General features: G+C 69.6%; 18 protein-coding genes. 9 read left to right on the forward strand and 9 right to left on the reverse strand.

The window, feature by feature from the left end; translation table 11 throughout:
* Positions 1–25: 25 nt before the first annotated feature.
* The 3 genes from A5681_RS13170 to A5681_RS13180 all read right to left on the reverse strand — a co-directional run bounded on the left by A5681_RS13170 (position 26) and on the right by A5681_RS13180 (position 6,617).
* Entirely contained in the window at positions 26–3,547 is a 3,522-nt protein-coding gene (locus A5681_RS13170; protein WP_156737965.1) for a DNA-directed RNA polymerase subunit beta, read from the reverse strand.
* A gap of 396 nt (positions 3,548–3,943) precedes the next feature.
* Positions 3,944–4,954 carry an ABC transporter ATP-binding protein gene (locus A5681_RS13175; RefSeq protein ID WP_067274942.1) on the reverse strand — a complete coding sequence of 337 codons (1,011 nt, stop codon included), beginning with the start codon at positions 4,952–4,954 and terminating at the stop codon, positions 3,944–3,946.
* A 169-nt stretch (positions 4,955–5,123) separates the two neighbouring features.
* Positions 5,124–6,617, reverse strand: coding sequence for a carotenoid oxygenase family protein (locus A5681_RS13180; protein WP_067274946.1), 1,494 nt, complete (start codon positions 6,615–6,617; stop codon positions 5,124–5,126).
* 71 nt (positions 6,618–6,688) lie between these two features.
* Between A5681_RS13180 and A5681_RS13185 the strand changes: the two genes are divergently transcribed.
* Positions 6,689–7,366: a TetR/AcrR family transcriptional regulator gene (locus A5681_RS13185; RefSeq protein WP_067275269.1), complete on the forward strand. Its 678-nt coding sequence runs from the start codon at positions 6,689–6,691 to the stop codon at positions 7,364–7,366.
* A 57-nt stretch (positions 7,367–7,423) separates the two neighbouring features.
* Here the strand turns inward: A5681_RS13185 and rplL are convergent, their stop codons facing one another.
* From rplL to A5681_RS13210, 5 genes are all read right to left on the reverse strand, one after another.
* A complete protein-coding gene (gene rplL, locus A5681_RS13190; RefSeq protein ID WP_067274949.1) occupies positions 7,424–7,816 on the reverse strand; it encodes a 50S ribosomal protein L7/L12 in 393 nt (130 codons plus the stop codon).
* 34 nt (positions 7,817–7,850) lie between these two features.
* Positions 7,851–8,507 carry a 50S ribosomal protein L10 gene (gene rplJ, locus A5681_RS13195; RefSeq protein ID WP_067274952.1) on the reverse strand — a complete coding sequence of 219 codons (657 nt, stop codon included), beginning with the start codon at positions 8,505–8,507 and terminating at the stop codon, positions 7,851–7,853.
* Between the two features lie 258 nt (positions 8,508–8,765).
* The gene (locus A5681_RS13200) at positions 8,766–9,671 is read right to left on the reverse strand and encodes an ROK family protein (RefSeq protein WP_067274955.1); all 906 of its coding nucleotides are present in this window, start codon (positions 9,669–9,671) and stop codon (positions 8,766–8,768) included.
* Positions 9,672–9,676: 5 nt separating this feature from the next.
* Positions 9,677–10,288, reverse strand: coding sequence for a DUF7158 domain-containing protein (locus A5681_RS13205; RefSeq protein WP_067274958.1), 612 nt, complete (start codon positions 10,286–10,288; stop codon positions 9,677–9,679).
* Entirely contained in the window at positions 10,285–14,427 is a 4,143-nt protein-coding gene (locus A5681_RS13210) for an NEW3 domain-containing protein (protein WP_067274961.1), read from the reverse strand. The genes A5681_RS13205 and A5681_RS13210 overlap by 4 nt, the downstream gene beginning before the upstream one ends.
* 61 nt (positions 14,428–14,488) lie before the next feature.
* Between A5681_RS13210 and A5681_RS13215 the strand changes: the two genes are divergently transcribed.
* From A5681_RS13215 to A5681_RS13250, 8 genes are all read left to right on the forward strand, one after another.
* Positions 14,489–15,061, forward strand: coding sequence for a DinB family protein (locus A5681_RS13215; protein ID WP_067275272.1), 573 nt, complete (start codon positions 14,489–14,491; stop codon positions 15,059–15,061).
* Between the two features lie 42 nt (positions 15,062–15,103).
* Complete coding sequence (locus tag A5681_RS13220) at positions 15,104–16,447, forward strand: ABC1 kinase family protein (protein ID WP_067274964.1); 1,344 nt, start codon at positions 15,104–15,106, stop codon at positions 16,445–16,447.
* Complete coding sequence (locus A5681_RS13225) at positions 16,447–17,364, forward strand: alpha/beta fold hydrolase (protein WP_067274967.1); 918 nt, start codon at positions 16,447–16,449, stop codon at positions 17,362–17,364. Before A5681_RS13220 ends, A5681_RS13225 begins: the two co-directional genes overlap by 1 nt.
* 87 nt (positions 17,365–17,451) lie before the next feature.
* A complete protein-coding gene (locus A5681_RS13230; RefSeq protein WP_067274969.1) occupies positions 17,452–18,312 on the forward strand; it encodes a cyclopropane mycolic acid synthase family methyltransferase in 861 nt (286 codons plus the stop codon).
* A gap of 118 nt (positions 18,313–18,430) precedes the next feature.
* The gene (locus tag A5681_RS13235) at positions 18,431–19,312 is read left to right on the forward strand and encodes a cyclopropane mycolic acid synthase family methyltransferase (protein ID WP_067274972.1); all 882 of its coding nucleotides are present in this window, start codon (positions 18,431–18,433) and stop codon (positions 19,310–19,312) included.
* Between the two features lie 71 nt (positions 19,313–19,383).
* On the forward strand, positions 19,384–20,280 hold the full coding sequence (gene mmaA4, locus A5681_RS13240) for a hydroxymycolate synthase MmaA4 (RefSeq protein WP_067274975.1): 897 nt from the start codon (positions 19,384–19,386) through the stop codon (positions 20,278–20,280).
* Positions 20,281–20,374: 94 nt separating this feature from the next.
* Positions 20,375–21,070 (forward strand): YciI family protein, encoded by a 696-nt coding sequence (locus A5681_RS13245; protein ID WP_067274979.1) that lies wholly within the window; start codon positions 20,375–20,377, stop codon positions 21,068–21,070.
* A gap of 9 nt (positions 21,071–21,079) precedes the next feature.
* The gene (locus A5681_RS13250) at positions 21,080–22,306 is read left to right on the forward strand and encodes an RNA polymerase sigma factor (protein ID WP_067274982.1); all 1,227 of its coding nucleotides are present in this window, start codon (positions 21,080–21,082) and stop codon (positions 22,304–22,306) included.
* Positions 22,307–22,322: 16 nt separating this feature from the next.
* On the opposite strand, the gene rplA is transcribed toward A5681_RS13250, so the two are convergent.
* Positions 22,323–23,030 carry a 50S ribosomal protein L1 gene (gene rplA / locus A5681_RS13255; protein ID WP_007167783.1) on the reverse strand — a complete coding sequence of 236 codons (708 nt, stop codon included), beginning with the start codon at positions 23,028–23,030 and terminating at the stop codon, positions 22,323–22,325.
* Positions 23,031–23,035 lie beyond the last annotated feature (5 nt).

Below are 23,035 nucleotides of genomic sequence, written 5' to 3' on the forward strand. Positions count from 1 at the left end.
TTGCGGGTTTAGTAACTAAAAGTGATTAAGCCAGGTCCTCAACAGAGGCGGATTCGTTGCGCGACAAGTTGATTCCCAGGTTGGCCGCAGCCCGCTCCAGGTCCTCGTCCTCGCCTTCGCGCAGTTCGATCGCCGCGCCGTCCGACGAGAGCACCTCGACGTTCAGGCACAGGGACTGCAGCTCCTTGAGCAGCACCTTGAACGACTCGGGGATCCCCGGCTCGGGGATGTTCTCGCCCTTGACGATCGCCTCATACACCTTGACCCGGCCGACCGTGTCGTCGGACTTGATGGTCAACAGCTCCTGCAGCGTGTACGCCGCGCCGTAGGCCTGCATGGCCCAGCACTCCATCTCACCGAACCGCTGGCCACCGAACTGCGCCTTACCGCCCAGCGGCTGCTGGGTGATCATCGAGTACGGGCCGGTGGAGCGGGCGTGGATCTTGTCGTCCACCAGGTGGTGCAGCTTCATGATGTACATGAAGCCAACGGTCACCGGGTACGGGAACGGCTCACCGCTGCGGCCGTCGAAGAGCACCGCCTTGCCGTCGCCGTCCACCATCACCTCGTTGTCCCGGTTGGGCAGCGTGCAGGACAGCAAGCCCTGCAGCTCCGCCTCCCGGGCGCCGTCGAACACCGGCGTCGACACGATGGCGTTCGGCTCCGCGCTCTGCAGCTCCTTGGGCAGGTTGGCCGCCCACTCGGGCGAACCCTCGATGTTCCAGCCGGACTTGGCCACCCACCCGAGGTGGGTCTCCAGGATCTGGCCGATGTTCATCCGTCGCGGAACACCGTGCGTGTTCAGGATGATGTCCACCGGGGTGCCGTCCGGCAGGAACGGCATGTCCTCGACGGGCAGGATCTTGCCGATCACACCCTTGTTGCCGTGCCGGCCGGCGAGCTTGTCACCGTCGGAGATCTTGCGCTTCTGGGCCACGTACACGCGGACCAGCTCGTTGACACCGGCCGGCAGCTCGTCGTCGTCCTCGCGGGAGAACACCCGGATGCCGATGACCTTGCCGGACTCGCCGTGCGGCACCTTCAGCGAGGTGTCGCGGACCTCGCGGGCCTTCTCGCCGAAGATCGCCCGCAGCAGCCGCTCCTCCGGGGTCAGCTCGGTCTCACCCTTCGGGGTGACCTTGCCGACCAGGATGTCGCCGTCGCGCACCTCGGCGCCGATGCGGACGATGCCGCGCTCGTCGAGGTCGGCCAGCACCTCGTCGGAGACGTTCGGGATGTCCCGGGTGATCTCCTCGGCGCCCAGCTTGGTGTCGCGGGCGTCGATCTCGTGCTCCTCGATGTGGATCGAGGTGAGCACGTCCTCCTCAACCAGTCGGTTGGAGAGGATGATCGCGTCCTCGTAGTTGTGACCCTCCCACGGCATGATCGCCACCAGCAGGTTCTTGCCCAGCGCCATCTCACCGTTCTCGGTGCAGGGGCCGTCGGCGATGACCTGGCCGGCCTCGACCCGGTCCCCGGCGTCCACGATCGGCGACTGGTTGGCGCAGGTGCCGTGGTTGGACCGCTCGAACTTGCGCATCCGGTAGGTGTGCCGGGTGCCGTCGTCGGCCATCACGGTGATGTAGTCGGCGGAGACCTCCTCGATCACCCCGGCCTTGTCGGCGACGACGACGTCGCCGGCGTCGATCGCCGCGCGCAGCTCCATGCCCGTGCCCACCAGCGGCGCCTCGCTGCGCACCAGCGGAACAGCCTGACGCTGCATGTTGGCGCCCATCAGGGCACGGTTGGCGTCGTCGTGCTCGAGGAACGGGATCATGGCGGTGGCCACCGACACCATCTGGCGCGGCGACACGTCCATGTAGTCCACCTCGGACGACGGCACGTACTCGACCTCGCCCGCCTTGCGGCGGACCAGCACGCGGGACTCCTCGAACCGGCCCTTCGCGTCGATCGGCGAGTTGGCCTGCGCCACCACGTGGCGGTCCTCCTCGTCGGCGGTCAGGTAGTGGATCTCGTCGGTGACCACACCGTCGACCACCTTGCGGTAAGGCGTCTCGATGAAGCCGAACGGGTTGACCCGGGCGTACACCGACAGCGAGCCGATCAGACCGATGTTCGGACCCTCCGGGGTCTCGATCGGGCACATCCGGCCGTAGTGCGACGGGTGCACGTCACGGACCTCCAGCCCGGCCCGCTCACGGGACAGACCGCCTGGGCCCAGCGCCGACAGGCGGCGCTTGTGGGTCAGACCCGACAGCGGGTTGTTCTGGTCCATGAACTGGGAGAGCTGGCTGGTGCCGAAGAACTCCTTGATCGCGGCGACGACCGGCCGGATGTTGATCAGCGTCTGCGGCGTGATCGCCTCGACGTCCTGGGTGGTCATCCGCTCGCGGACGACGCGCTCCATCCGGGACATGCCGACCCGGATCTGGTTCTGGATCAACTCACCGACGGTGCGCAGCCGCCGGTTGCCGAAGTGGTCGATGTCGTCGGTCTCCACCGGCACCTCGATGCCGCCGGGGACAGTCATGACAGCGGCCTGGCCATCCGTACGGGCGTGGTGCAGGCGCACCAGGTATTCGATGGTCGCGACGACGTCTTCCTCGGTCAGCGTGGACGACGTGATCGGCTCGCCGGCGTGCAGGCCCAGCTTCTTGTTGACCTTGTAGCGGCCGACGCGGGCCAGGTCGTAGCGCTTCTCCTTGAAGAACAGGTTCTCCAGCAGGGTCTGCGCGGACTCCTTGGTCGGCGGCTCGCCCGGCCGCAGCTTGCGGTAGATGTCCAGCAGCGCCTCGTCGGTGCCCGCCGTGTTGTCCTTCTCCAGTGTGCCCATCATGATCTCGGAGAAGCCGAACCGCTCGTGGATCTGCTCGTTGGTCCAGCCCAGCGCCTTGAGCAGCACGGTGACGGGCTGGCGGCGCTTGCGGTCGATGCGCACGCCGACGGTGTCGCGCTTGTCGACGTCGAACTCCAGCCACGCACCGCGGCTGGGGATCACCTTGACGCTGTGCAGCAGCTTCTCGGTCGACTTGTCGATGGTCTCGTCGAAGTACACACCGGGCGAGCGGACCAGCTGGCTGACCACCACGCGCTCGGTGCCGTTGATGATGAACGTGCCCTTCTCCGTCATCATCGGGAAGTCACCCATGAACACCGTCTGGCTCTTGATCTCGCCGGTGTTGTTGTTGATGAACTCGGCCGTGACGAACAGCGGGGCCGCGTACGTCATGTCCTTGTCTTTGCACTCGTCGACCGGCGCCTTGACCTCGTCGAAACGGGGGTCGGAGAACGACAGCGACATCGAGCCGGAGAAGTCCTCGATCGGCGAAAGCTCGTACAGCACCTCTTCGAGGCCGCCGACCGGGCTGGGCTCGCCACGTTCGATGGCGGCCTCGCGCCAGCGCGGCGAGCCGATCAACCACTCGAAGGAGTCGATCTGCACGTCGAGCAGGCCGGGAACCTCAAGCGGTTCGCGGAGCTTGGCGAAGGAAACTCGGTTGGGCGCTCCGGGGACGGAGCCGTTTAGGGAACTTCCATTAGAGGAACTTTGTGGGCGATCCGTTTTGCTCTGGCGGGAATCAGCCAAGATGCATCCTTCCAGCACCTCGTGCGACTCACGAAGACCGGAACCACCGGTTGCGTTCGCCGCGAATTGTGTCGGTTAGGCCGGCGGACGAACTGTCCGGATCTCACGCGCACGATGAAAGAACTAAGCCGCTTACAGGGGGCTCAGGCTTAGACCACGGTGTCAGGTGGCGGGTGAGGTGGGCAGGAGGTAGCCAGCGCAACGTCCAACAATAGCGTAGGGCGGCGCATTCCTCAACTGTCCAGCACAGGACATCCAGGGACATCGGCGCTGGCTGGCATCTCGACTCTCCGCTGGATACATGCTGCCCAACAGACTGGCCCGTTTACGGCCCGTCGTCAAGAGGGCGAGCCGTCGAGTTACGCGAAGTTATCGCGAACTTTCCGGCCGGGCGCGCTAGTCGCCGACCTCGTGCGCCCGGTACTTGTGGGTGCCCTCCATGTCGTCGATGATCGCGGCTTGCGCCTTCTGCGGCAGGGTGTGCAGGATCTCGCGCACCCGCGCCTGGCGCCGGGCGACGGCCTTGCGCTCGGGCATCCCGGGGGACGCGACGATCTGCGGCGGCACGCCCTCGATCTCCTCCACACCGCCGGCGTGCTGGCCGGCCTCGAGGGCGGCCTGCTCTTCGGCCATCGTCGCCTCGTCCTTTTCCTCGGACATGCCGATGGGGCCGATGCGGCGGCCGTTGAGGAACTGCCGCACCACCGGCTCGTCGCTGGTCAGCAGCACCTCGCGGGGACCGAACATGACCAGCTTGCGCCGGAACAGCATGCCCATGTTGTCCGGCACGGTGCGGGCGATGTTGATGTTGTGCGTGACGATCAGGACGGTGGCGTCGATCTGGGCGTTGATGTCGAGGATCAGCTGGCTCAGGTAGGCGGTGCGGACCGGGTCCAGACCGGAGTCGGGCTCGTCGCAGAGGATGATCTGCGGGTCCATCACCAGCGCGCGGGCCAGGCTGGCGCGCTTGCGCATACCGCCGGAGATCTCGCCGGGGAACTTCTTCTCGTCGCCACCCAGACCCACCATCTGCAGCTTCTCCATGACGATGTCACGGATCTCGCTTTCCTTCTTCTTGGTGTGCTCGCGCAGCGGGAAGGCGGCGTTGTCGAACAGGTTCATCGAACCGAACAGGGCACCGTCCTGGAACATGACGCCGAACAGCGTGCGGATCTCGTAGAGCTCTTTGGCCGAGCACTGCAGGATGTCGGTGCCGTCGATCACCACCGAGCCGCGCTCGGGGCGCAGCAGACCGATCAGGGACTTCAGGAACACCGATTTGCCGGTACCCGACGGCCCCAGCAGGACGCTCACCTCCCCGGCCGGGATCTCCAGGGTCACGTCTTCCCAAATTCTCGACGATCCGAAGGACTTCGTGAGGCCGTTCACCTCAATAGCGACACCCATGGGAGATCCTTCCGTCGACGCTCATGCCCGCCACCTGCCCTTTTATGTGGCATGAGTCACTGTAGCGCACGCTTGCTGAACGGCATCAGGGTTGCGTGGCACAGCCGGCAAAAATTGGCTGACCTGAGATCCCGCCGTCGCCGGTCCCCTCGATCCTATTCGACGCGCGTTAGCCAGTGGGCGCCCAATTGCCGTGAAATCCCATCGGCACCCGCTGCGGCAAATGCACCGTGGCCACGGGCTCGAGGGTCCCCGCGTCCAGCAACACCAACTGGCCCTCGCCTCGGCCGCGGTGGTAGCCGTAACCCATCAGGACGCCGTCGTCCTCGGCGCGTTGTTCCGAGGCGGCGCCGGGGTTGGGCACAAAGGACATCTCGCCGAGCAAAAGGTCGGGATCGAGCGGCGCGACCGCACGGGCGCCGGTGGCGTAGTCGTGCTTGTACAACGCGGAGGCGCCGCCGGCGAAGTACGCCCCGACGGTGTAGCCGAACCGGTGCGGGACGCCGAGTCGGTCCTCGTTGATCCGCGGAAACTCCTGCGGCTGATCGTCGCGGCATTCGGTGGCCACCGCGCCGGTCGCCAGGTTGATGGTCCACCGGTCCAGCGTCGGGGGGGTCTCGCCGGGCCCCCGCCGGTCGCGGTCGAACATCCGCGAGTACCGCACCACGTCGAGCACCAAAACCTCTGCGCCGTCCCGCATCTCGGAGTAGGCATTGAGGGGGTGGTAGACGTAGCAGGGCTCGATCTCGAACCAGCGGATGTCTGCATTTCCGCCCTCGCGGGGCATGACGCCGATGCGCGCCGGGTAGCCGGGGTTCCAGGCGTACGGCATGCGGTCGGAGTGCTTGGGGCTGCGGTTCATCATGGCGTTGATCGGGCTAGGCACCCGCACGCGCCCGATCAGCGACTGCATCGCCAGCCGCGCCGGCAGGCCGAGCCAGCGGGGCATGGCCTGCGGCAGCGCCTGCGCCGGGTCGAACGTCACCGGCAGGTCGTAGATGACCACGTACTTCTCGGTCAGCGAGAAGTCGTGCATCATCGGCGAGCCCGACACCTCGATGTCGACCGTCCGGCGGGCCCGCCCCCGGGTGTCGATCACCGAGTACTGCACGGTCCGCCCGCGGGCGAACGAGTAGGAGACGGCGTGCAGTTCGCCGGTGCGCGGGTCGCGGTGCGGATGGGCGGTGTAGCCGCCGGCCAGCGTGCCGTCGAAGTCGCACGTCCCGACGGTGTCCAGCTCGTCGGTCAGCTCGTAGTTGGCCACCCCGCCCTCGACCAGCGCCAGGGTGCGCCCGGCGTGGGTCAAGACGTTGGTGTTGGCGCCCAGCGAGAGCATGCCGGCCCGGGGGTCGAGCCGGCCCGGGGTCGGCTCGCCCAGGGCCGCGCACACCGACAGGCTGCGCACCCAGCGGTTGCGGTACCAGCGGGCGCTGCCCCCGCTCAGCGCGACGCCGTGCACCATCCCGTCGCCGCTGAACCAGTGGTAGGTAGCCGGGTCGACCTCTTCGGCGGGGTTGGGGCCGTTGCGCAGGTAGCGGCCGTCGAGGTGTTCGGGGATGTGTCCGGTGACCGGGAGGTCGGTGGCGGTCACCTCGGCGGCCACCGGCGCCAGCAGGCCCTCGACATACGGGTTCGAAGTTTCTGCGGTTTCTGCGACCGTCATCTTTGAGCTCCTATAACATTGATATGACGCTGTTATAGGGACGCTACGCCGCGGATGGGAGGATGGCAACGATGACTTCGGAATTGGCGCGAGGGCAGCGCAGCGTCCGCGACGAGATGTTGCGCGCCGCCGTCGACCTGCTGCACGAGAACGGCCCCGATGCGCTGCAGACCCGCAAGGTCGCCGGCGCGGCCGGAACGTCGACGATGGCCCTGTACACGCACTTCGGCGGGATGCGCGGCCTGATCGCCGAGGTGGCCGAAGAGGGCCTGCGCCAGTTCGACGCCGCGCTGGCCGTCCCGGAGACGGACGATCCGGTCGCCGACCTGTTCGTCATCGGTGCGGCCTACCGGCGCTACGCCATCAAGCACCCGCACATGTATCGGCTGATGTTCGGCAGCACCAGCGCGCACGGCATCAACGCCCCCGCGGGCAACGTCCTGACCCTCACGGTGGCCGAGATCGAACGCGACATTCCGAGCTTCGCGCACGTGGTCCGCGCCATGCGCCGGTCGATAATCGCCGGCCGCATCACCGCGTGTGCCCCGGACGACGACCCGACGATCGTTGCCACGGCGGCCCAGTTCTGGTCCCAGGTGCACGGCTTCGTGATGCTGGAGCTGGCCGGGTTCTACGGCGACGACGGCGCGGCGGTCGCGCCCGTGCTCGTCTCGATGTTCACCAATCTGCTTGTGGCCCTGGGTGATTCAAGCGAGCGCGTCACGCTGTCGGTGGACTCCAGGCGCTGAGGACGACGAAACCCCCGGGACCGCACACGGCGGTCCCGGGGGGTTTTCGGCGTGGAGCTACTTGACGGTGACGGTGGCGCCGGCGGCCTCCAGCTTGGCCTTGGCCTCGTCGGCGGCCTCCTTGGCGACCTTCTCCAGCAGCGGCTTGGGCGCGCTGTCGACCAGGTCCTTGGCCTCCTTGAGGCCCAGGCCGGAGACGATCTCGCGGACCACCTTGATGACGCCGATCTTCTTGTCGCCGGCGGCCTCGAGGATGACGTCGAACTCCGACTGCTCCTCGGCGGCCTCGGCGGGGGCGCCACCGGCGGCCGGGCCGGCCGCGGCGACGGCGACCGGGGCGGCCGCGGTGACCTCGAAGGTCTCCTCGAACTTCTTGACGAAGTCGGAGAGCTCCAACAGGGTCATTTCCTTGAAGGCGTCAAGCAGGTCGTCGGTAGACATTTTCGCCATGGTGTGTGGGTCCTTCCTGATTTCCGGTTGGGGTTTATTCGGCTTCGGCCGGGGTTTCCGGCGCCTCTGCGGGCGCTTCCGAAGCTGGTTCTGGGGCCGCCTCGGTGGCCTCGGGGGCCGCGGCCTCCGGGGCGGGAGCCTCGGGAGCCGCGGGGGCCGCGGGGGTCGCGGGGGTCTCTGCGGCCTTCTTTTCCTGCAGCGCGGCCGCGAGGCGAGCGACCTGCGAGGCGGGAGCATTGAACAGGCCGGCCGCCTTGGCGAGGTTGCCCTTCATGGCGCCGGCCAGCTTGGCCAGCAGCACCTCGCGCGACTCCAGGTCGGCAATGCGCTCGACCTCGGCGACGGTCAGCGCGCGACCGTCCATGTAGCCGCCCTTGATGACCAGCGCCTTGTTGTCCTTGGCGAAGGTCTTGATGGCCTTGGCGGCGTCGACCGGCTCGCCGGTGACGAACGCGATCGCGGTCGGCCCGGCGAACAGCTCGTCGAGGCCTTCGACGCCGGCCTCGGACGCCGCCCGCTTGATCAGCGTGTTCTTGGCCACCGAATAGGTCGCCGAGCCGCTGAGCGACCGGCGCAGCTCGGCCAGGTTGGCCACGGTCAAGCCGCGGTACTCAGTGATCAGGGTCGCGGTCGCCTCCCTGAACTGCTCGGCGATGTCTGCAACGGCGGTGGCTTTGTCAGCCCTGGCCATGCGTACCTCCTGAAGTGAAAGCCATGCGACGTGTCGTCAGTGACCACCGCTGGAACGACGAACGCCCCGGCGCAGGATGCGGCCGGGGCGTGACTGCGCGCCGGCGCGTGCCGGCGCTGTTGCCTCGTCCTCCTGCGTGGGCCGCCGGGATGCTCCCGGACCTTCAACCGATTGCTCGGTGACCGACGGTCTTCGGTGGATCGGGCACCAGGATAGCCTGACCCCTCCCCGTCAGCCAAAACGGCGGCCGTCCGGCGCTCAGCGCAGGCCGGCCAGTCGCGCCGCGCCGACCAGGCCCGCCTCGCCGGCGAGTTCGGCCGGCACCACCCGCAGACCGGCCAGGAAGTCCAGCCTGGCGTATTCGGCCAGCTTCTCCCGCAGGGGATCGAAGAGCAGGCCACCGGAGTTGGCCACTCCTCCCCCGATGACGACGAGGTCCAGGTCGCAGACCGCGCCGACCGACGCGATCATCGCCGCGAGCGCGGTGGCCCCCCGGCGAAATGCCCGCAGGGCCAAGGGGTCCCCGGCCGCCGCCGCGGCGGCCAGGGCGCGGGCGCCGGCGGCGGGCGGGGCGGACCACCCGTTGGCCCGGGCCCAGCGCACCATGGACGGCCCGGACGCGATCGCCTCCACGCAGCCGCGCCCGCCGCACACGCAGGGCGGGCCGCCGTCCTCCACCACGACGTGCCCGACGTGGCCGGCGTTGCCGGTGCGGCCGGTGTAGGGAACGCCGCCGAGCACCAGCCCGCCGCCCACCCCGGTGGACACCACCATGCCCAGCAGGAAATCCGCGCCGCGGCCCGCGCCGCGCCAGTGTTCCCCCAGCGCCATGCACAGGCCGTCGCCGCCGAGCCGTACCGGCGCGCCCGGCACCGCGGCCGCCACCCGGTCGCGCAGCGGGAAGCGTTGCCAGCCCTTGATGTTGACGGGGCTGACGGTTCCGGCGCCCAGGTCGATGGGGCCGGCCGACCCGATGCCCACCGCGGCGACCGCGCCGTCGGCCGCACGCAGCGCGTCGGCGATCGTCGCCTCGACCACGGCCCACACCTGCTCGGCGCCGCCGCCGGGCGTGGGCCGGATGACGGTGTGCACCAGCGCGCCGTCGGGATCGGCGAGGCCGGCGGCGATCTTGGTGCCGCCGATGTCCAGGCAGAGGGTGAGCATCGCGGTCAGTGCCGGTGGGTGTTGTCGGGTTGGTGCGGGTCGCCGGGATGCTCGTAGCCGGGAGCGAGCCGCACCAGCGCGGCCCGCCGCGCGTCCAGCCACACCCGAAAGGCGCGGCGCCGCGCGGCTGCCCGCAGGTGGGCGGCGATCGCCGAGCGCACGTCGTCCAGCGGCGGCCCGGCCGTGGGCGGGGCCCGCCAGCCGCCCGAATCCCGGCGCGGCTCGGCGAACCGCAACGGGTTGCGGGCGTGGTAGGCGGCCACCTCCTCGTCGGAAACGCGGACCGCGGCGGTGACGTCGGCGAACAGCGCCCGCGCGCGGGGGTCGGCCAGCACCGCCGCCGCGACGCTGCCGAGCTCCAGCCGGGCCGTCGCGTCGGGCAGCAGCTCCTGCTCGCTGGGCGCGCCCCGCCCGCTGAGGCCCCGGGCCTCGGCCTCGGCGGCGACGACCCGCTCGGTCACGATCAGCTGGGTCAGCCAGCGCCGCAGTTGACGCCCCTCGGCGGTGCCGCCGGCCGGCAGCGCGGTCGCCCCCCGCCGGCCGCGCAGCCGTATTTCGGCCGCGTCCACCTCGTCGACCGGGACCGGAACGCCCGCGACCGTCGCGACCACGCTCATGTCACGGTCACCTTGACCGCCGGGGTGTAGACCAGCCGGCCGGCGCAGCCGACCCGGACCAGGGCCCACCACTGGCCCGGCTCCAGCCAGGCCGGCGGGGTCACCGAGAAGCGGAGGTCCGCGGCGCCGAGGGCGGGCAGGACCGCGCCCGCCGCGGCGGGGCCCAGCCACTCCCACGTGCCCCACGGACTGATCAGATGCGCCTCGAGGGCGAGGTCCGCCCCGGCGCGGCTGCCGACCGTGACGGTCAGCGCCGCCGCGGCACCGGCGGCCACCTCGATGTCGGCCGGCCCCTCGGCGAGGTAGATCAGCTCCCCGTCGCCGGCCGCGCCGACCTCAACGATGCACACGTCCTCGACCGTCTGGCGCCAGGCGGCCGGGGCCTCGTCGCCGGTGATGCGGAGCTGGGCCCGGACCGGGTACCGGCCCGGCCGGGCGCGGGCGGGCACCGACACCGCCACGTCGGTCTCGCGGAAGTCGCCGCTGCGCAGCGTGAGGGGCAGCTCGTCGGGCTTGGCCGACCAGCCCTGCGGGCACACCAGGGTGACGGTGCCGGCCAGGGTGGCATCGCTGCAGTCGCTGACCGCGGTGAGGCGCAGCACGACCTCGTCGCCCGGCTCGGCGGCCACCCGCGCGGGGTGCAGATGCGCGACGGCCGGCAGGCCACCCAGCGGGGCGGGGCCCCGGTTGTGCAGCCAGTAGCGCGCGTACAACGGCTGGGCGGTTTCGGCGTGCGGGGCCAGCGCGACGGGCGCCGACGGCGCGCGCGGCGTATCGAAGCGGGCCAGCACGGTCGCCACCTGGTAGCCGTGCAGTTCGAGCGGGCGGCCGGGCCGTGCGGTTTCGAGCAGGTCGGCCGCGCGGACGTCGGCGAGCTCGCCGACGTCCGAGCCGATCACCACGCCGGCCCCCGCCCCGGTCGTCTCGACCAGGCGCAGCGCGACCGAGCGGGGGTCGACCGGCCGGGCGCTGCCCGCCGTGAGCGGGTTGCCGGCCGCCTTCAGGGCGGCCAGCTGCACCCGGCCCGCGGGTTCGACGCGCAGCAGGGATCCGGTCCCGGGCGGCGCGCCGCCCGCGCCGCCCGCGGTGACGGCGAGCAGCGGGTGGGCGAACTGCGCGCTGCGGCTGGGGATTTCGGCGCGCCGCCAGTCGCCGTCGTCGCAGACCAGGGCGTAGTCGAACGCGTGCGTCCAGTGTTGAAGCTGGAAGTTCGAGCCGTCCGGGGCGGTGCGGCGCGGCTCGTCGATCCAGATGCCCGACGGCCAGCCGGTGCAGGAGCGCATCAGCGCGGTGTGCAGGGTGCCCTCGGCGTCGACGGCGAAGCTGGGCACGCCGCGGTTGAGCAGGGCGACGGTGCGGTCGTCGAACTCGCCGATGCCCGCCGGCGCCCGCTGGGTGACGAGCACTTCGGCGTCGCCGAGGTCGTCGGCCAGCTCCGCGATCGCGGCGGAAAGGTCCTCCTCGTCGCGCCCGGCGATCACCAGCAGCGGCAGCGCCGCCGGCGCGCGCAGGTCCGCATCGGGCAGCCACACCGCCGCCAACGGCGTCGCGGCCGGCACCCAGAGCCTGGCCCGGCCGGTCGCCGCCAACTGGCGGTCGAGTTCGTCGGCGTACGCCGGACCGGCCTGCGCCAGCACCGCCCTGGTGAACGGGTTGCGGGCCGGTCCGCCCAGCGCGATCCGCACGTCGGGCAGGTTGGAATCGACGTCGAGGTCGCCGTAGCGGGGCCTGTCCGCGCCGCTGCAGGTGGCCGTCACCCCGGCGCGCGCCAGCGCGACCATCAGCTCGCGGGCCAGCGGCCCCGACTCCGCCTCGTCCGGGGTGACCACCTCGGCCACCGAGATCGCCCGCACGGCGGTGCCCACCCGGACGCGCGCCGCCGACGACAGGCCGAACCAGCCGTAGGCCGGGTTGTCCAGCGTCCACAGGTGCTGCGCGGTGTCCACCGAGCGGTCCCCGTCGTGCAACAGGGCGAAGCCCCGTCCCACGACGGCGTCGCCGACCTCGCTGACCGGCATGGCGCCCGGCACCGGGCAGGGCCAGCGCAGCCGCACCAGCCGGTCGGCCCCGGTGAACTCGTCGATGGTGGTACGGCAGTCCACCCGCGGCACGCCGTGCCACAGGGTGAGGGTCTGGGTGTAGCGCAGCAGCCCCCCGATCCGGCCGGTGACGACGATCCGCTGCCCCAGCGGTCCGCGGTAGGCCTGCACCCGGGCCGGCGACTCCGAGGAGCACACCACCGGCCCCCTGGGCAGCAGGTGCCACGGGCCCTCGCCCTGCGTCGGGTGCGACGGGTATTCCTCGTAGACGGCCAGCTCGTTGCCCACCCGGCCGTCGGCGATCAGCTCCCGGCCGTCCTGGACCAGGGAAACCACTCCGCCGCCGCGCTCCGGGTCGACCTCGAGGCGGTAGCGCCCGTTGGCGATCGCGGGGCCCGGCACCGCCTCCCAGCCGGCCGGTCCGCCCCCGGGAACGAGCCGGTAGGCCCGCCAGCCCAGCGACGGCAGGCCGCGCGCCAGCCAGCTGACCGACCGGCCCCCGTCCTCGACGAGTGCGGGCAGCTCGTTGCCGTCGGCGTCCAGGACCCGCACCCCGGCCTCGAGCGGCGCGTCGAGCCGCGCGGTGACGACGTCGGTGCGCTGCTGCGCCAGCGGATTCCACACCACGACGTCGCCGCCCAGCGCCCGGGACAGCAGCGCCAGCGAGGCGTCGCGGGTCGCGCGGCCCAGCTCCCACGCCTCGCGCCAGCCGGTCAGCAGGTCGAGGTACACCTGGTCGGACTCCGACCCGGTGATGGCGTCGTGGTGCGCGCCGTAGGCCAGCTGCACCCACGCCTTGGCCAGGGCGGCCTGCGGGTACTCGGCGCCGGCCGTCAACCCGGCGAACACGGCGAACCGCTCGGCTTCCAGGACGGCATTCTCCGCGGCCCGGTTGGCCTGCTTGGTGTCGATGTAGGACACGTCCTTGCCGGTGTAGATCGGGTTCATGTCGCGGGTCTGCGGTGACGGCACGCGGCCGCGCTCGGCCAGCTCGGCGCGCACGGCCGCGAAGAACTCCCGCGGCAGCGCACACACGAAGCGTGGCCACGTGTAGCGCGCGGCCCAGTCGCGGTGGATGGCGGTGACCCACTTGTTCGGGGGCGTGTAGTCGGTGCCGACGGGCAGCAGCACGTTGCGCGTCAGCGCGACCCGCTTGAGCTGACGGAACAGCGCGTAGGTGGCGTCCTCCGCTTCGGCGAGCGAGGCCGACGAGTCCATCCCCCAGCCCGCCCCGTAGTGCGCGGGCATGTAGTGGGTCAGCAGGCCGCGGCCCGACGGGGCGATCCACTCGAATTCGCTGCGAAACTGCATGCGGTCGACGTCCGCGCCCGGGCCCCACTGGTGGTGCGGGCCGCGGGCCCACGAGCTCGACGTCAGCCCGGCGTCGGCGGCCATCCCCGGGAACTGGGGGTCGTGGCCGAACACGTCGAGCTGCCAGGCGGTGGCCGGGTCCGCGCCCAGCACGTGACGCTGAAACCCCATGCCGTGCACCAGGTTCCGGATCGTGGTCTCCGGGCTGGTGAGGTTGGTGTTGGGTTCGTTGTAGGTGCCGCCCATCACCTCCACCCGACCCTGCGCAAGGAAGCGGCGCAGGTCGGCGCGGTCCTCGGGGTGGGTGTCCCAGTACGGCTTGAGGTAGTCGACCTCGGCCAGCACGAACTTGTACTCCGGCTCGCGACGGGCCATCTCCAGGTGCGCGTGGACCAGTTCGAAGCTGTTGGTCTGCCGACCAGGCGGGTCCGCCACCCACTCGCTGGTGTAGGCGCCCTGGGTGTTCCACCACACCGGGTCGTAGTGGAAGTGGCTGACCATGAACATGGTCCAGCCGGGCTCGGCCACGACGAATTCGAACGGCAGCGCGGCGCCGCCGGCCACCGCCTGAACCGCCCGCCGCTGCCCGGCGACCGGGCGGTCGACCCGGACGGGAACCTCGACCAGCTCGTCGCCGGCCCCGGCAACCGCCTCACCGCTGACGCCGTCACCGTCGATGCGGATCGGCGTGGGCTCGGCCACCGCGGCGACGGACACCCGCGCCAGCTGCACCGGCGCCTCCGGCGGCCCGACGAACAGCTCGGTCGAATGGGCCGAAACCAGCTGCATCCCCGCACTTTACGGCCTGCCGGCCATCTACGATCGGCTAATGCCCGCCCTCGCCCCGCCGGTGGCCGACGAACGCAACGCCCTGCACGAGTACCTGGCATTCCACCAGAGCGCGTACTTCGCGGTCAGCCACGGCCTCACCGACAAACAGGCCCGGTCCACCCCTTCGGTCAGCGCGCTGTCGATCGGTGGGCTGGTCAAGCACGTGACCGCGATGCAGCGCAGCTGGATGGGACGCGTCGCCGCCGCACCGGGCGCGCCGCCGAAAGACCCGCGTCCGTTCGAGCAGATCGCGCAGGAATTCGCCGACCAGCACGTGATGAGGCCCGACGAGACGCTGGACGGGTTGCTCCGGGCGTTCGAAGAACAGAACGCCGAGTCGCTGCGACTGGTCAAGACCGCGGACCTCGACGCCGCCGTGCCCGTGCCGAAGGACATTCCGTGGTTCCCCAAGAACCAGGAGGCCTGGTCGGTGCGCTGGGTGATATTGCACGTCATCAACGAGCTGGCCCGCCACGCCGGGCACGCCGACATCGTCCGCGAATCGATCGACGGCGCCACGATGTACGAGCTGATCGCGGCGCGGGAGGGCTGGGCGATCCAGGGCTGGGTGCAACCCTGGAGGCCGAGCTAGAGGATTGGGCCTTGACACCACCGATTTGGCAGACTGCTTTAAATGAGCTCTACCAAGCATCGAGACGTGGCCAGGCTTGACCGCGTGCCGCTGCCGATCGAGGCGGCCCGGGTGGCCGTCACCGGTTGGCAAGTAACGCGCACCGCCGCGCGCGTCATCACCAAGCTGCCGGGCAAGGGCCCGTGGCAGCAGAAGGTGATCAAGCAGCTCCCGCAGACTTTCGCCGACCTCGGCCCGACGTACGTGAAATTCGGGCAGATCATCGCGTCCAGCCCCGGGGCGTTCGGCGAATCGCTGTCCCGCGAGTTCCGCGGCCTGCTCGACCGGGTGCCGCCGGCGGACACCGACGAGGTGCACAAGCTGCTCGTCGAGGAGCTCGGCGGCGACCCCGCCGAGCTGTTCGCCAAATGGGAGGAGACGCCGTTCGCGTCGGCGTCCATCGCCCAGGTGCACTACGCGACGCTGCACACCGGCGAGGAGGTCGTCGTCAAGATCCAGCGCCCGGGCATCCGCCGCCGGGTCGCGGCCGACCTGCAGATCCTCAAGCGCTTCGCCCAGGCCGTCGAGCTGGCCAAGCTCGGTCGCCGGCTCTCGGCGCAGGACGTGGTCGCCGACTTCTCCGACAACCTGGCCGAGGAGCTGAACTTCCGCCTCGAGGCGCAGTCGATGGACGCGTGGGTCTCGCACCTGCACGCCTCGCCGCTGGGCCGCAACATCCGGGTGCCGCAGGTGCACTGGGACTTCACCTCCGAGCGGGTGCTGACGATGGAGCGGGTGCACGGCATCCGCATCGACGACGTCGCCGCCATCCGCAAGGCCGGGTTCGACGGGACGGAGCTGGTCAAGGCGCTGCTGTTCTCGCTCTTCGAGGGCGGCCTGCGGCACGGCCTGTTCCACGGCGACCTGCACGCGGGCAACCTCTACGTCGACGACCAGGGCCGCATCGTGTTCTTCGACTTCGGGATCATGGGCCGCATCGACCCGCGCACCCGCTGGCTGCTGCGCGAGCTGGTGTACGCACTGCTGGTCAAGAAGGACCACGCCGCGGCGGGCAAGATCGTGGTGTTGATGGGCGCCGTCGGCACCATGAAGCCCGAGGCCCAGGCCGCCAAGGATCTGGAGCGCTTCGCCACCCCGCTGACCATGTCGACGCTGGGCGACATGTCCTACGCCGACATCGGGCGGCAGCTGTCGGCGCTGGCCGACGCCTACGACGTCAAGCTGCCCCGCGAGCTGGTGCTGATCGGCAAGCAGTTCCTCTACGTCGAGCGGTACATGAAATTGCTGGCCCCCAAGTGGCAGATGATGTCCGACCCCCAGCTGACCGGATACTTCGCGAACTTCATGGTCGAGGTCAGCCGCGAGCACCAATCCGAAGAGGTCTGATGGAGGTCCGCACCGGGCACGCCACTGTCTTCGATCCCAGGGGCGACCTGAAGCTCTACTACGAGGACATGGGCGACATCGACGACCCGCCCGTGCTGCTGATCATGGGGCTGGGCGCCCAGCTGGTGCTGTGGCGAACCGCCTTCTGCGAGCGGCTGGTCCGCCACGGCCTGCGCGTGATCCGGTACGACAACCGCGACGTCGGCCTGTCGAGCAAGACGCAGCACCGCGGCACCGGCCAGCCGTTGGTGACGCGGTTGGCCCGCTCCTGGCTGGGGCTGCCGAGCGACGCGCCGTACAAGCTCGAGGACATGGCCGACGACGCCGCGGCCGTGCTGGATCACCTGGGGATCGAGGACGCGCACATCGTGGGCGCGTCGATGGGCGGCATGATCGCCCAGATCTTCGCCGCACGATTCCGCGAGCGGACCAAGACCCTCGGAGTCATCTTCTCCAGCAACAATTCGGCGGGTCTGCCGCCGCCCGGGCCGCGCCAGTTACTGGCGCTCATCAAGGGCCCGGCGCCGAACTCGCCGCGCGACGTGATCGTCGACAACGCGATCCGGGTCAGCAAGATCATCGGCAGCCGGCGCTACCTGGCATCCGAGGAGCAGCTGCGGGCCGAGGCCATCGAAAGCTACGAACGCAGCTATTACCCGTGGGGCGTCGCCCGGCATTTCGACGCCGTGCTGGGCAGCGGCAGCCTGAAGCGCTACAACCGGCGGACCGCCGCGCCGACCGTGGTGATCCACGGCCGGGCCGACAAGCTGATGCGGCCCTTCGGCGGCCGCGCGGTGGCCGGGGCCATCGACGGCGCTCGATTGGTGTTATTCGACGGGATGGGCCATGATCTGCCACAGCAGTTGTGGGATCAGGTGATCGGCGTGCTGACGACCAACTTCGCCAAAGCCGGCTAAGCCAAAATCACTCGAACGAAACGCTTCCCCTGCGATCTCAGTCCACGTCGCCGGGTTGTACGGTTGTCCAAGGAGGTGGGTCCACCAATGGCCAAGCTGAAGCCGTATTACGAAGAGTCGCAGGCAACCTACGACATTTCAGACGACTTCTTCGCGCTGTTCCTCGACCCCAACATGGTGTACACCTGCGCCTACTACAAGAACGACGACATGACGCTGGAAGAGGCGCAGCTGGCCAAGCTCGACCTGGGGCTGGACAAGCTGAAGCTCGAACCGGGGATGACGGTGCTCGACGTCGGTTGCGGCTGGGGCGGGGCCGTGGTCCGCGCCGTGGAGAAATACGACGTCAACGTCATCGGCATCACGCTCAGCCGCAACCATTACGCCCGCACCAAGGAGCGGCTGGCCGCCCTCGGCACGACGCGGCGGGCCGAGGCCCGGCTGCAGGGGTGGGAGGAATTCGACGAGCAGGTCGACCGGATCATCAGCTTCGAAGCCTTCGACGCCTTCAAAAAGGAACGCTGGCCCGCGTTCTGGGATTGGGCCTACAAGACGCTGCCCGATAACAGCCGGATGATGATGCACAGCATTTTCACCTACCCGCAGTCGTCGTGGAAGGATCGCGGCATTCAGATCACGATGTCGGATCTGCGTTTCTTCCATTTCCTGGGCAAGGAAATCTTTCCTGGCGGGCAGATGTGCGGCGAGCCCGACATCGTCGACCTCGCGCAAGCCAGCGGTTTCTCGATCGAGCAGATCCAATACCTGCAGCCGCATTACGCGCGGACGCTGGACACCTGGGCGGCCAATCTGGAGGCCAACCGCGAAGAGGCCATCGCCATCCAGTCCGTCGAGGTCTACGACCGCTTCATGCGCTACCTGACCGGCTGCGCGGACCTGTTCCGCAAGGGTATTTCGAACGTCGCGCAGTACACGCTCACCAAGTAGCGCTCCGCCCGGAAAAACTCCGGCGCACGCGCGCGCAAATACGGCGTTTCGAATCCGTGGCGAGTACCGTCCCCGAGTGGGCGGCCACCTCTGTCGTGCCCGCCCCTGGGGAGGACAGATGTCTGACAACCCGGCCGGCGCTGTAGGGACGCGATCCAATTCGGAGGACGTGCGGGCGCACTACGACCTCTCGAACGAATTCTTCGCGCTGTTCCAGGATCCGACCCGGACCTACAGCTGCGCGTATTTCCCCCGCGAGCAGATGACCCTGCAGGAGGCGCAGCTCGCCAAGCTCGACCTGACGCTGGACAAGCTCGGGCTCCAGCCGGGGATGACGCTGCTCGACGTCGGCTGCGGCTGGGGTTCGATGCTCAAACGCGCCGTGGAGCGCTACGACGTCAACGTCGTCGGGCTGACGCTGTCCAAAAACCAGCACGCCTACTGCCAGGAGGTGCTCGACGGGATCGACACCGGCCGCTCGCGGCGGGCGCTGCTGTGCGACTGGTCGGAGTTCAGCGAGCCCGTGGACCGCATCGTCACCATCGAGGCGTTGGAGCACTTCGGCTTTCACCGCTACGACGACTTGTTCAAGTTCGCCCACACCTCGCTGCCCGGCGACGGCGTGATGCTGCTCCACTCGATCACCGGTTTGCACGGCAGGCAGGTGATCGAGCGCGGCCTGCCGCTGACGATGGAGGTCGCCAGGTTCATCCGGTTCATCGTGACCGAGATCTTCCCGGGCGGCCGGTTGCCGATGATCGAGAAGATCGAGGAACACGCGGCGAAGGCCGGCTTCCGGGTCACCCGCGTCCAGTCGTTGCAAACCGACTTCGCCAGGACCCTCGACCTGTGGGCCGGCGCCCTGCAGGCGCGCAGGGCCGACGCGATCGATATCCAATCCGAGGAGGTCTACGAGCGCTACATGAGATACCTGACCGGCTGTGCCAGGGCTTTCCGCGCCGGCTACATCGACTGCAACCAATTCACGCTGGAAAAGTAGACTTCGGTATCGTTGCACGTCACGCCGCGGGCAATACGCGGCGAACCCCATCCAGGAGAACAAGACGAAAAATGGCTGATCAACCGACTAGCCCGACGAAGACGCGGACGGCTCCCGAGGACATTCAGGCGCATTACGACGTCTCCGACGACTTCTTCGCCCTGTTCCAGGACCCGACGCGGACCTACAGCTGCGCGTACTTCGCCCGCGACGACATGACGCTGGAAGAGGCGCAGTACGCCAAGATCGACCTCAACCTCGACCAGCTGGACCTCAAGCCGGGCATGACCCTGCTGGACATCGGTTGCGGTTGGGGCACCACCATGAAGCGCGCCGTCGAGCGGTTCGACGTCAACGTCATCGGCCTGACCCTGTCCAAGAACCAGCACGCCCGCTGCGAGCAGGTGTTGGCGTCGATCGACAGCGACCGTTCGCGTGAGGTCCGGCTGCAGAACTGGGAGGACTTCACCGAGCCCGTCGACCGCATCGTGTCGATCGAGGCGTTCGAGCACTTCGGGCACGAGAACTACGACGACTTCTTCAAGCGGACGTTCGACATCATGCCCGAGGACGGTCGGATGACCGTGCAGAGCAGCGTCAGCTACCACCCGTACGACCTGGCCGCCCGCGGCAAGAAGCTGACGTTCGAGACGGCGCGGTTCATCAAGTTCATCATCACCGAGATCTTCCCGGGTGGCCGCCTGCCGTCCACGCAGATGATGGTCGACCACGGCGAGAAGGCGGGATTCGTTGTGCCCGAGCCGCTTTCACTGCGGCCGCACTACATCAAGACGCTGCACATCTGGGGCGACACCCTCGAGTCGAACAAGGACAAGGCCATCAAAGTCACCTCCGAAGAGGTGTACAACCGCTACATCAAGTACCTGCGCGGGTGCGAGCACTACTTCACCGACGAGGCACTCGACGTCAGCCTGGTGACCTACCTCAAGCCCGGAGCCGTCAGCTGATTTCTCCGCCGCTGTCGGATTAGGGCTGCGTCGTTCGTCGGATGGGTAGAGAGTGGAGCACGGGGCTTCGCTCGCTATCTGGAGGTGACGAGAGATGCAGTACTTCGCCCTATTGATCAGCAGGGAACAGGACCGCACGCCCGAAAGCCCGGACGCGATGGCCGCCTGGGGGAACTTTCACGCCAAGGCGGGCCCCGCGATCAAATCCGGGGACGCCCTGGCGCCCGCCGCCGCGGCGGCGGTCATCACCGGCGGCCCGGATGCGCCGGTGGTCACCGACGGCCCCTTCGCCGAATCCGCGGAAGTGGCCTGCGGCTTCTACCTGTTCGAAGCGGAGAACCTCGACGAGGCGCTGGCATTGGCGCGCGACGTCCCGCTCGCCACGTTCGGTGCCGTGGAGGTCTGGCCCACGGTCCACTCGGTGGAGCTGTCCCGCGAGCTGACCGGCAACGACTGGCTCGCGCTGCTGCTGGAGCCGGCCGAATCGGCGCACACGCCGGGCACGCCGGAGTGGGAGGCGGTGGCGGCAAAGCACGCCGATCTGCATGCGGCCGCGGGCGATCACATCATCGGCGGCGCCGCGTTGCACGATCGGTCCACGGCAACGACCGTGCGGGTGCGCGACGGCGAGGTGCTGATCACCGACGGGCCCTACGTGGAGGGCGCCGAGATCGCCACCGGGATCTACCTGTTGAGCGCCGCGGACCGCGAAGAGGCGGTCAAGCTGGCGTCGATGATCCCCGCCTCGACGGTGCAGGTGCGGCAGCTGGCCGGGCTCTCGGGGCTCTGAGCGTCGCCGGTGTCCGACCTGGACGGCGTCTTTCGCCGGGAGTGGGGGCCCGCCGTCGCCGCGCTCGCGCGGTGGTCCGGCGACCTCACCATCGCCGAAGACGCCGTCCAGGAAGCCTGCGCCGAGGCGCTTCGTAGCTGGGGCCGGGACGGGCCGCCGGACAACCCCGGCGGATGGCTGGTGACCGTCGCCCGCAACCGGGCGCGGGATCGCCTGCGCCGCGAATCCGTCCGCCCCGGAAAGGAATTGGCGGCCTTGAAAAATCACGTCGACGAAATCCGGGCGCGCACCGAACACACCGACCCGTCGCCGGTGCGCGACGACGAGCTGCGGATGATGTTCACCTGCGCGCACCCCGCGCTGGACCGCCAGTCGCAACTGGCGCTGACGCTGCGGCTGGTGTCGGGGTTGACCGTCACCGAGATCGCCCGCGCGCTGCTGCAGACCGACGCCGCGATCGGCCAGCGGATCACGCGCGCCAAGAGCAAGATTCGGCACGCCAACATTCCGCTGCGGGTGCCGCCCGCCGAGCTGCTGCCCGAACGCACCCCGCACGTGCTGGGTTGCGTGTATTCGGTGTTCACCGAGGGGTATTGGTCGACGGCCGGCCCGTCGGCGATCCGCGACGAACTGTGCGACGAGGGGATCCGGCTCGCCGGGGAGCTGTGCGCGCTGATGCCGCAGGAGCCCGAGGCCCACGCGCTGGCCGCCCTGATGCTGCTGCACGATTCGCGGCGGGCCACCCGGGTCGACGACGCCGGGATGCTGGTCCCGCTCGAGGACCAGGACCGCCGCCGGTGGGACCGCGGCCGCATCGCCCGGGGGCTCGATCGGCTCCGGCTGGCCGAGGGATCGGGCGGCCCCTACCTGGCGCAGGCAGTGATCGCCGCGGTGCACGCGACGGCGCCCAGCTGGGAGCGGACGGACTGGGTCACCATCTGCGCGGCCTACGACCGCTTGCTGCGGCTGACCAACTCGCCGGTCGTGCGCGCCAACCGCGCCCTGGCGGTCGGCTTCCGCGACGGTCCCGACGCCGGCCTGGCCGCCCTGGACGAGGTGGCGCCCGACGCCCGGTTAAGCCGCTCCAACCTCGTCGCGACGGTGCGCGCCGACCTGCTCCGGCGCGCGGGCAGGCCGGCCGAGGCCGTCGTCTGGTACCGAGAAGCGTTGACAGTCAACGGTTCCGAGCCGGGCCGCGAGTTCCTGCGGCGCCGCATCGCCGAGTGCGGCGGGTAGCCGGCCCTGCTGCGGCTCAGGCCTCGGCGAAGTTCCGGGTGACGGACGGGTCCACCGGGATGCCCGGGCCCGTGGTCGTCGACACCGTGATCTTCTTCAGGTAACGGCCCTTGGAGGCCGACGGCTTGAGCCGCAGCACCTCGTCGAGGGCGGCGCCGTAGTTCTCCGCGAGGGCCTTCTCGTCGAAGGACGCCTTGCCGATGACGAAGTGCAGGTTGGCCTGCTTGTCGATGCGGAAGTTGATCTTGCCGCCCTTGATGTCGGCCACGGCCTTGGCGACGTCCGGGGTGACGGTGCCCGTCTTGGGGTTGGGCATCAGACCGCGCGGGCCCAAGACGCGGGCAATGCGCCCGACCTTGGCCATCTGGTCGGGCGTCGCGATCGCGGCGTCGAAGTCCAGGAAGCCGCCCTGGATCTTCTCGATCAGGTCGTCGCTGCCGACGATGTCGGCGCCGGCGGCCTGGGCCTGCTCGGCCTTGTCGCCGACCGCGAACACCGCGACGCGGGCGGTCTTACCGGTGCCGTGCGGCAGGTTGACCGTGCCGCGGACCATCTGGTCCGCCTTGCGCGGGTCGACGCCGAGGCGGATCGCCACCTCGACGGTCGCGTCCTGCTTGGCCGACGCGGTCTCCTTGGCGAGCTTGGCCGCCTCCAGCGGGCTGTACAGGTTGTTGCGGTCCACCTTCTCGGCGGCGGCGCGGTATGCCTTGCTGTTCTTGCTCATTGATT

Origin of the sequence: Mycobacterium scrofulaceum, assembly GCF_001667885.1 — a bacterium.
Classification (GTDB): domain Bacteria; phylum Actinomycetota; class Actinomycetes; order Mycobacteriales; family Mycobacteriaceae; genus Mycobacterium; species Mycobacterium scrofulaceum_C.

Excerpts from the sequence above, each read along its gene's own strand:
- A5681_RS13225 (WP_067274967.1), top strand. The coding sequence starts at position 16,447 with ATGGAGGTCCGCACCGGGCACGCCACTGTCTTCGATCCCAGGGGCGAC.
- A5681_RS13200 (WP_067274955.1), bottom strand. The coding sequence starts at position 9,671 with ATGCTCACCCTCTGCCTGGACATCGGCGGCACCAAGATCGCCGCCGGC.
- A5681_RS13245 (WP_067274979.1), top strand. The coding sequence starts at position 20,375 with ATGCAGTACTTCGCCCTATTGATCAGCAGGGAACAGGACCGCACGCCC.
- A5681_RS13210 (WP_067274961.1), bottom strand. The coding sequence starts at position 14,427 with ATGCAGCTGGTTTCGGCCCATTCGACCGAGCTGTTCGTCGGGCCGCCG.
- A5681_RS13180 (WP_067274946.1), bottom strand. The coding sequence starts at position 6,617 with ATGACGGTCGCAGAAACCGCAGAAACTTCGAACCCGTATGTCGAGGGC.
- A5681_RS13185 (WP_067275269.1), top strand. The coding sequence starts at position 6,689 with ATGACTTCGGAATTGGCGCGAGGGCAGCGCAGCGTCCGCGACGAGATG.
- A5681_RS13235 (WP_067274972.1), top strand. The coding sequence starts at position 18,431 with ATGTCTGACAACCCGGCCGGCGCTGTAGGGACGCGATCCAATTCGGAG.
- A5681_RS13230 (WP_067274969.1), top strand. The coding sequence starts at position 17,452 with ATGGCCAAGCTGAAGCCGTATTACGAAGAGTCGCAGGCAACCTACGAC.
- rplL (WP_067274949.1), bottom strand. The coding sequence starts at position 7,816 with ATGGCGAAAATGTCTACCGACGACCTGCTTGACGCCTTCAAGGAAATG.
- A5681_RS13175 (WP_067274942.1), bottom strand. The coding sequence starts at position 4,954 with ATGGGTGTCGCTATTGAGGTGAACGGCCTCACGAAGTCCTTCGGATCG.
- A5681_RS13205 (WP_067274958.1), bottom strand. The coding sequence starts at position 10,288 with ATGAGCGTGGTCGCGACGGTCGCGGGCGTTCCGGTCCCGGTCGACGAG.
- rplJ (WP_067274952.1), bottom strand. The coding sequence starts at position 8,507 with ATGGCCAGGGCTGACAAAGCCACCGCCGTTGCAGACATCGCCGAGCAG.
- mmaA4 (WP_067274975.1), top strand. The coding sequence starts at position 19,384 with ATGGCTGATCAACCGACTAGCCCGACGAAGACGCGGACGGCTCCCGAG.
- A5681_RS13220 (WP_067274964.1), top strand. The coding sequence starts at position 15,104 with ATGAGCTCTACCAAGCATCGAGACGTGGCCAGGCTTGACCGCGTGCCG.
- rplA (WP_007167783.1), bottom strand. The coding sequence starts at position 23,030 with ATGAGCAAGAACAGCAAGGCATACCGCGCCGCCGCCGAGAAGGTGGAC.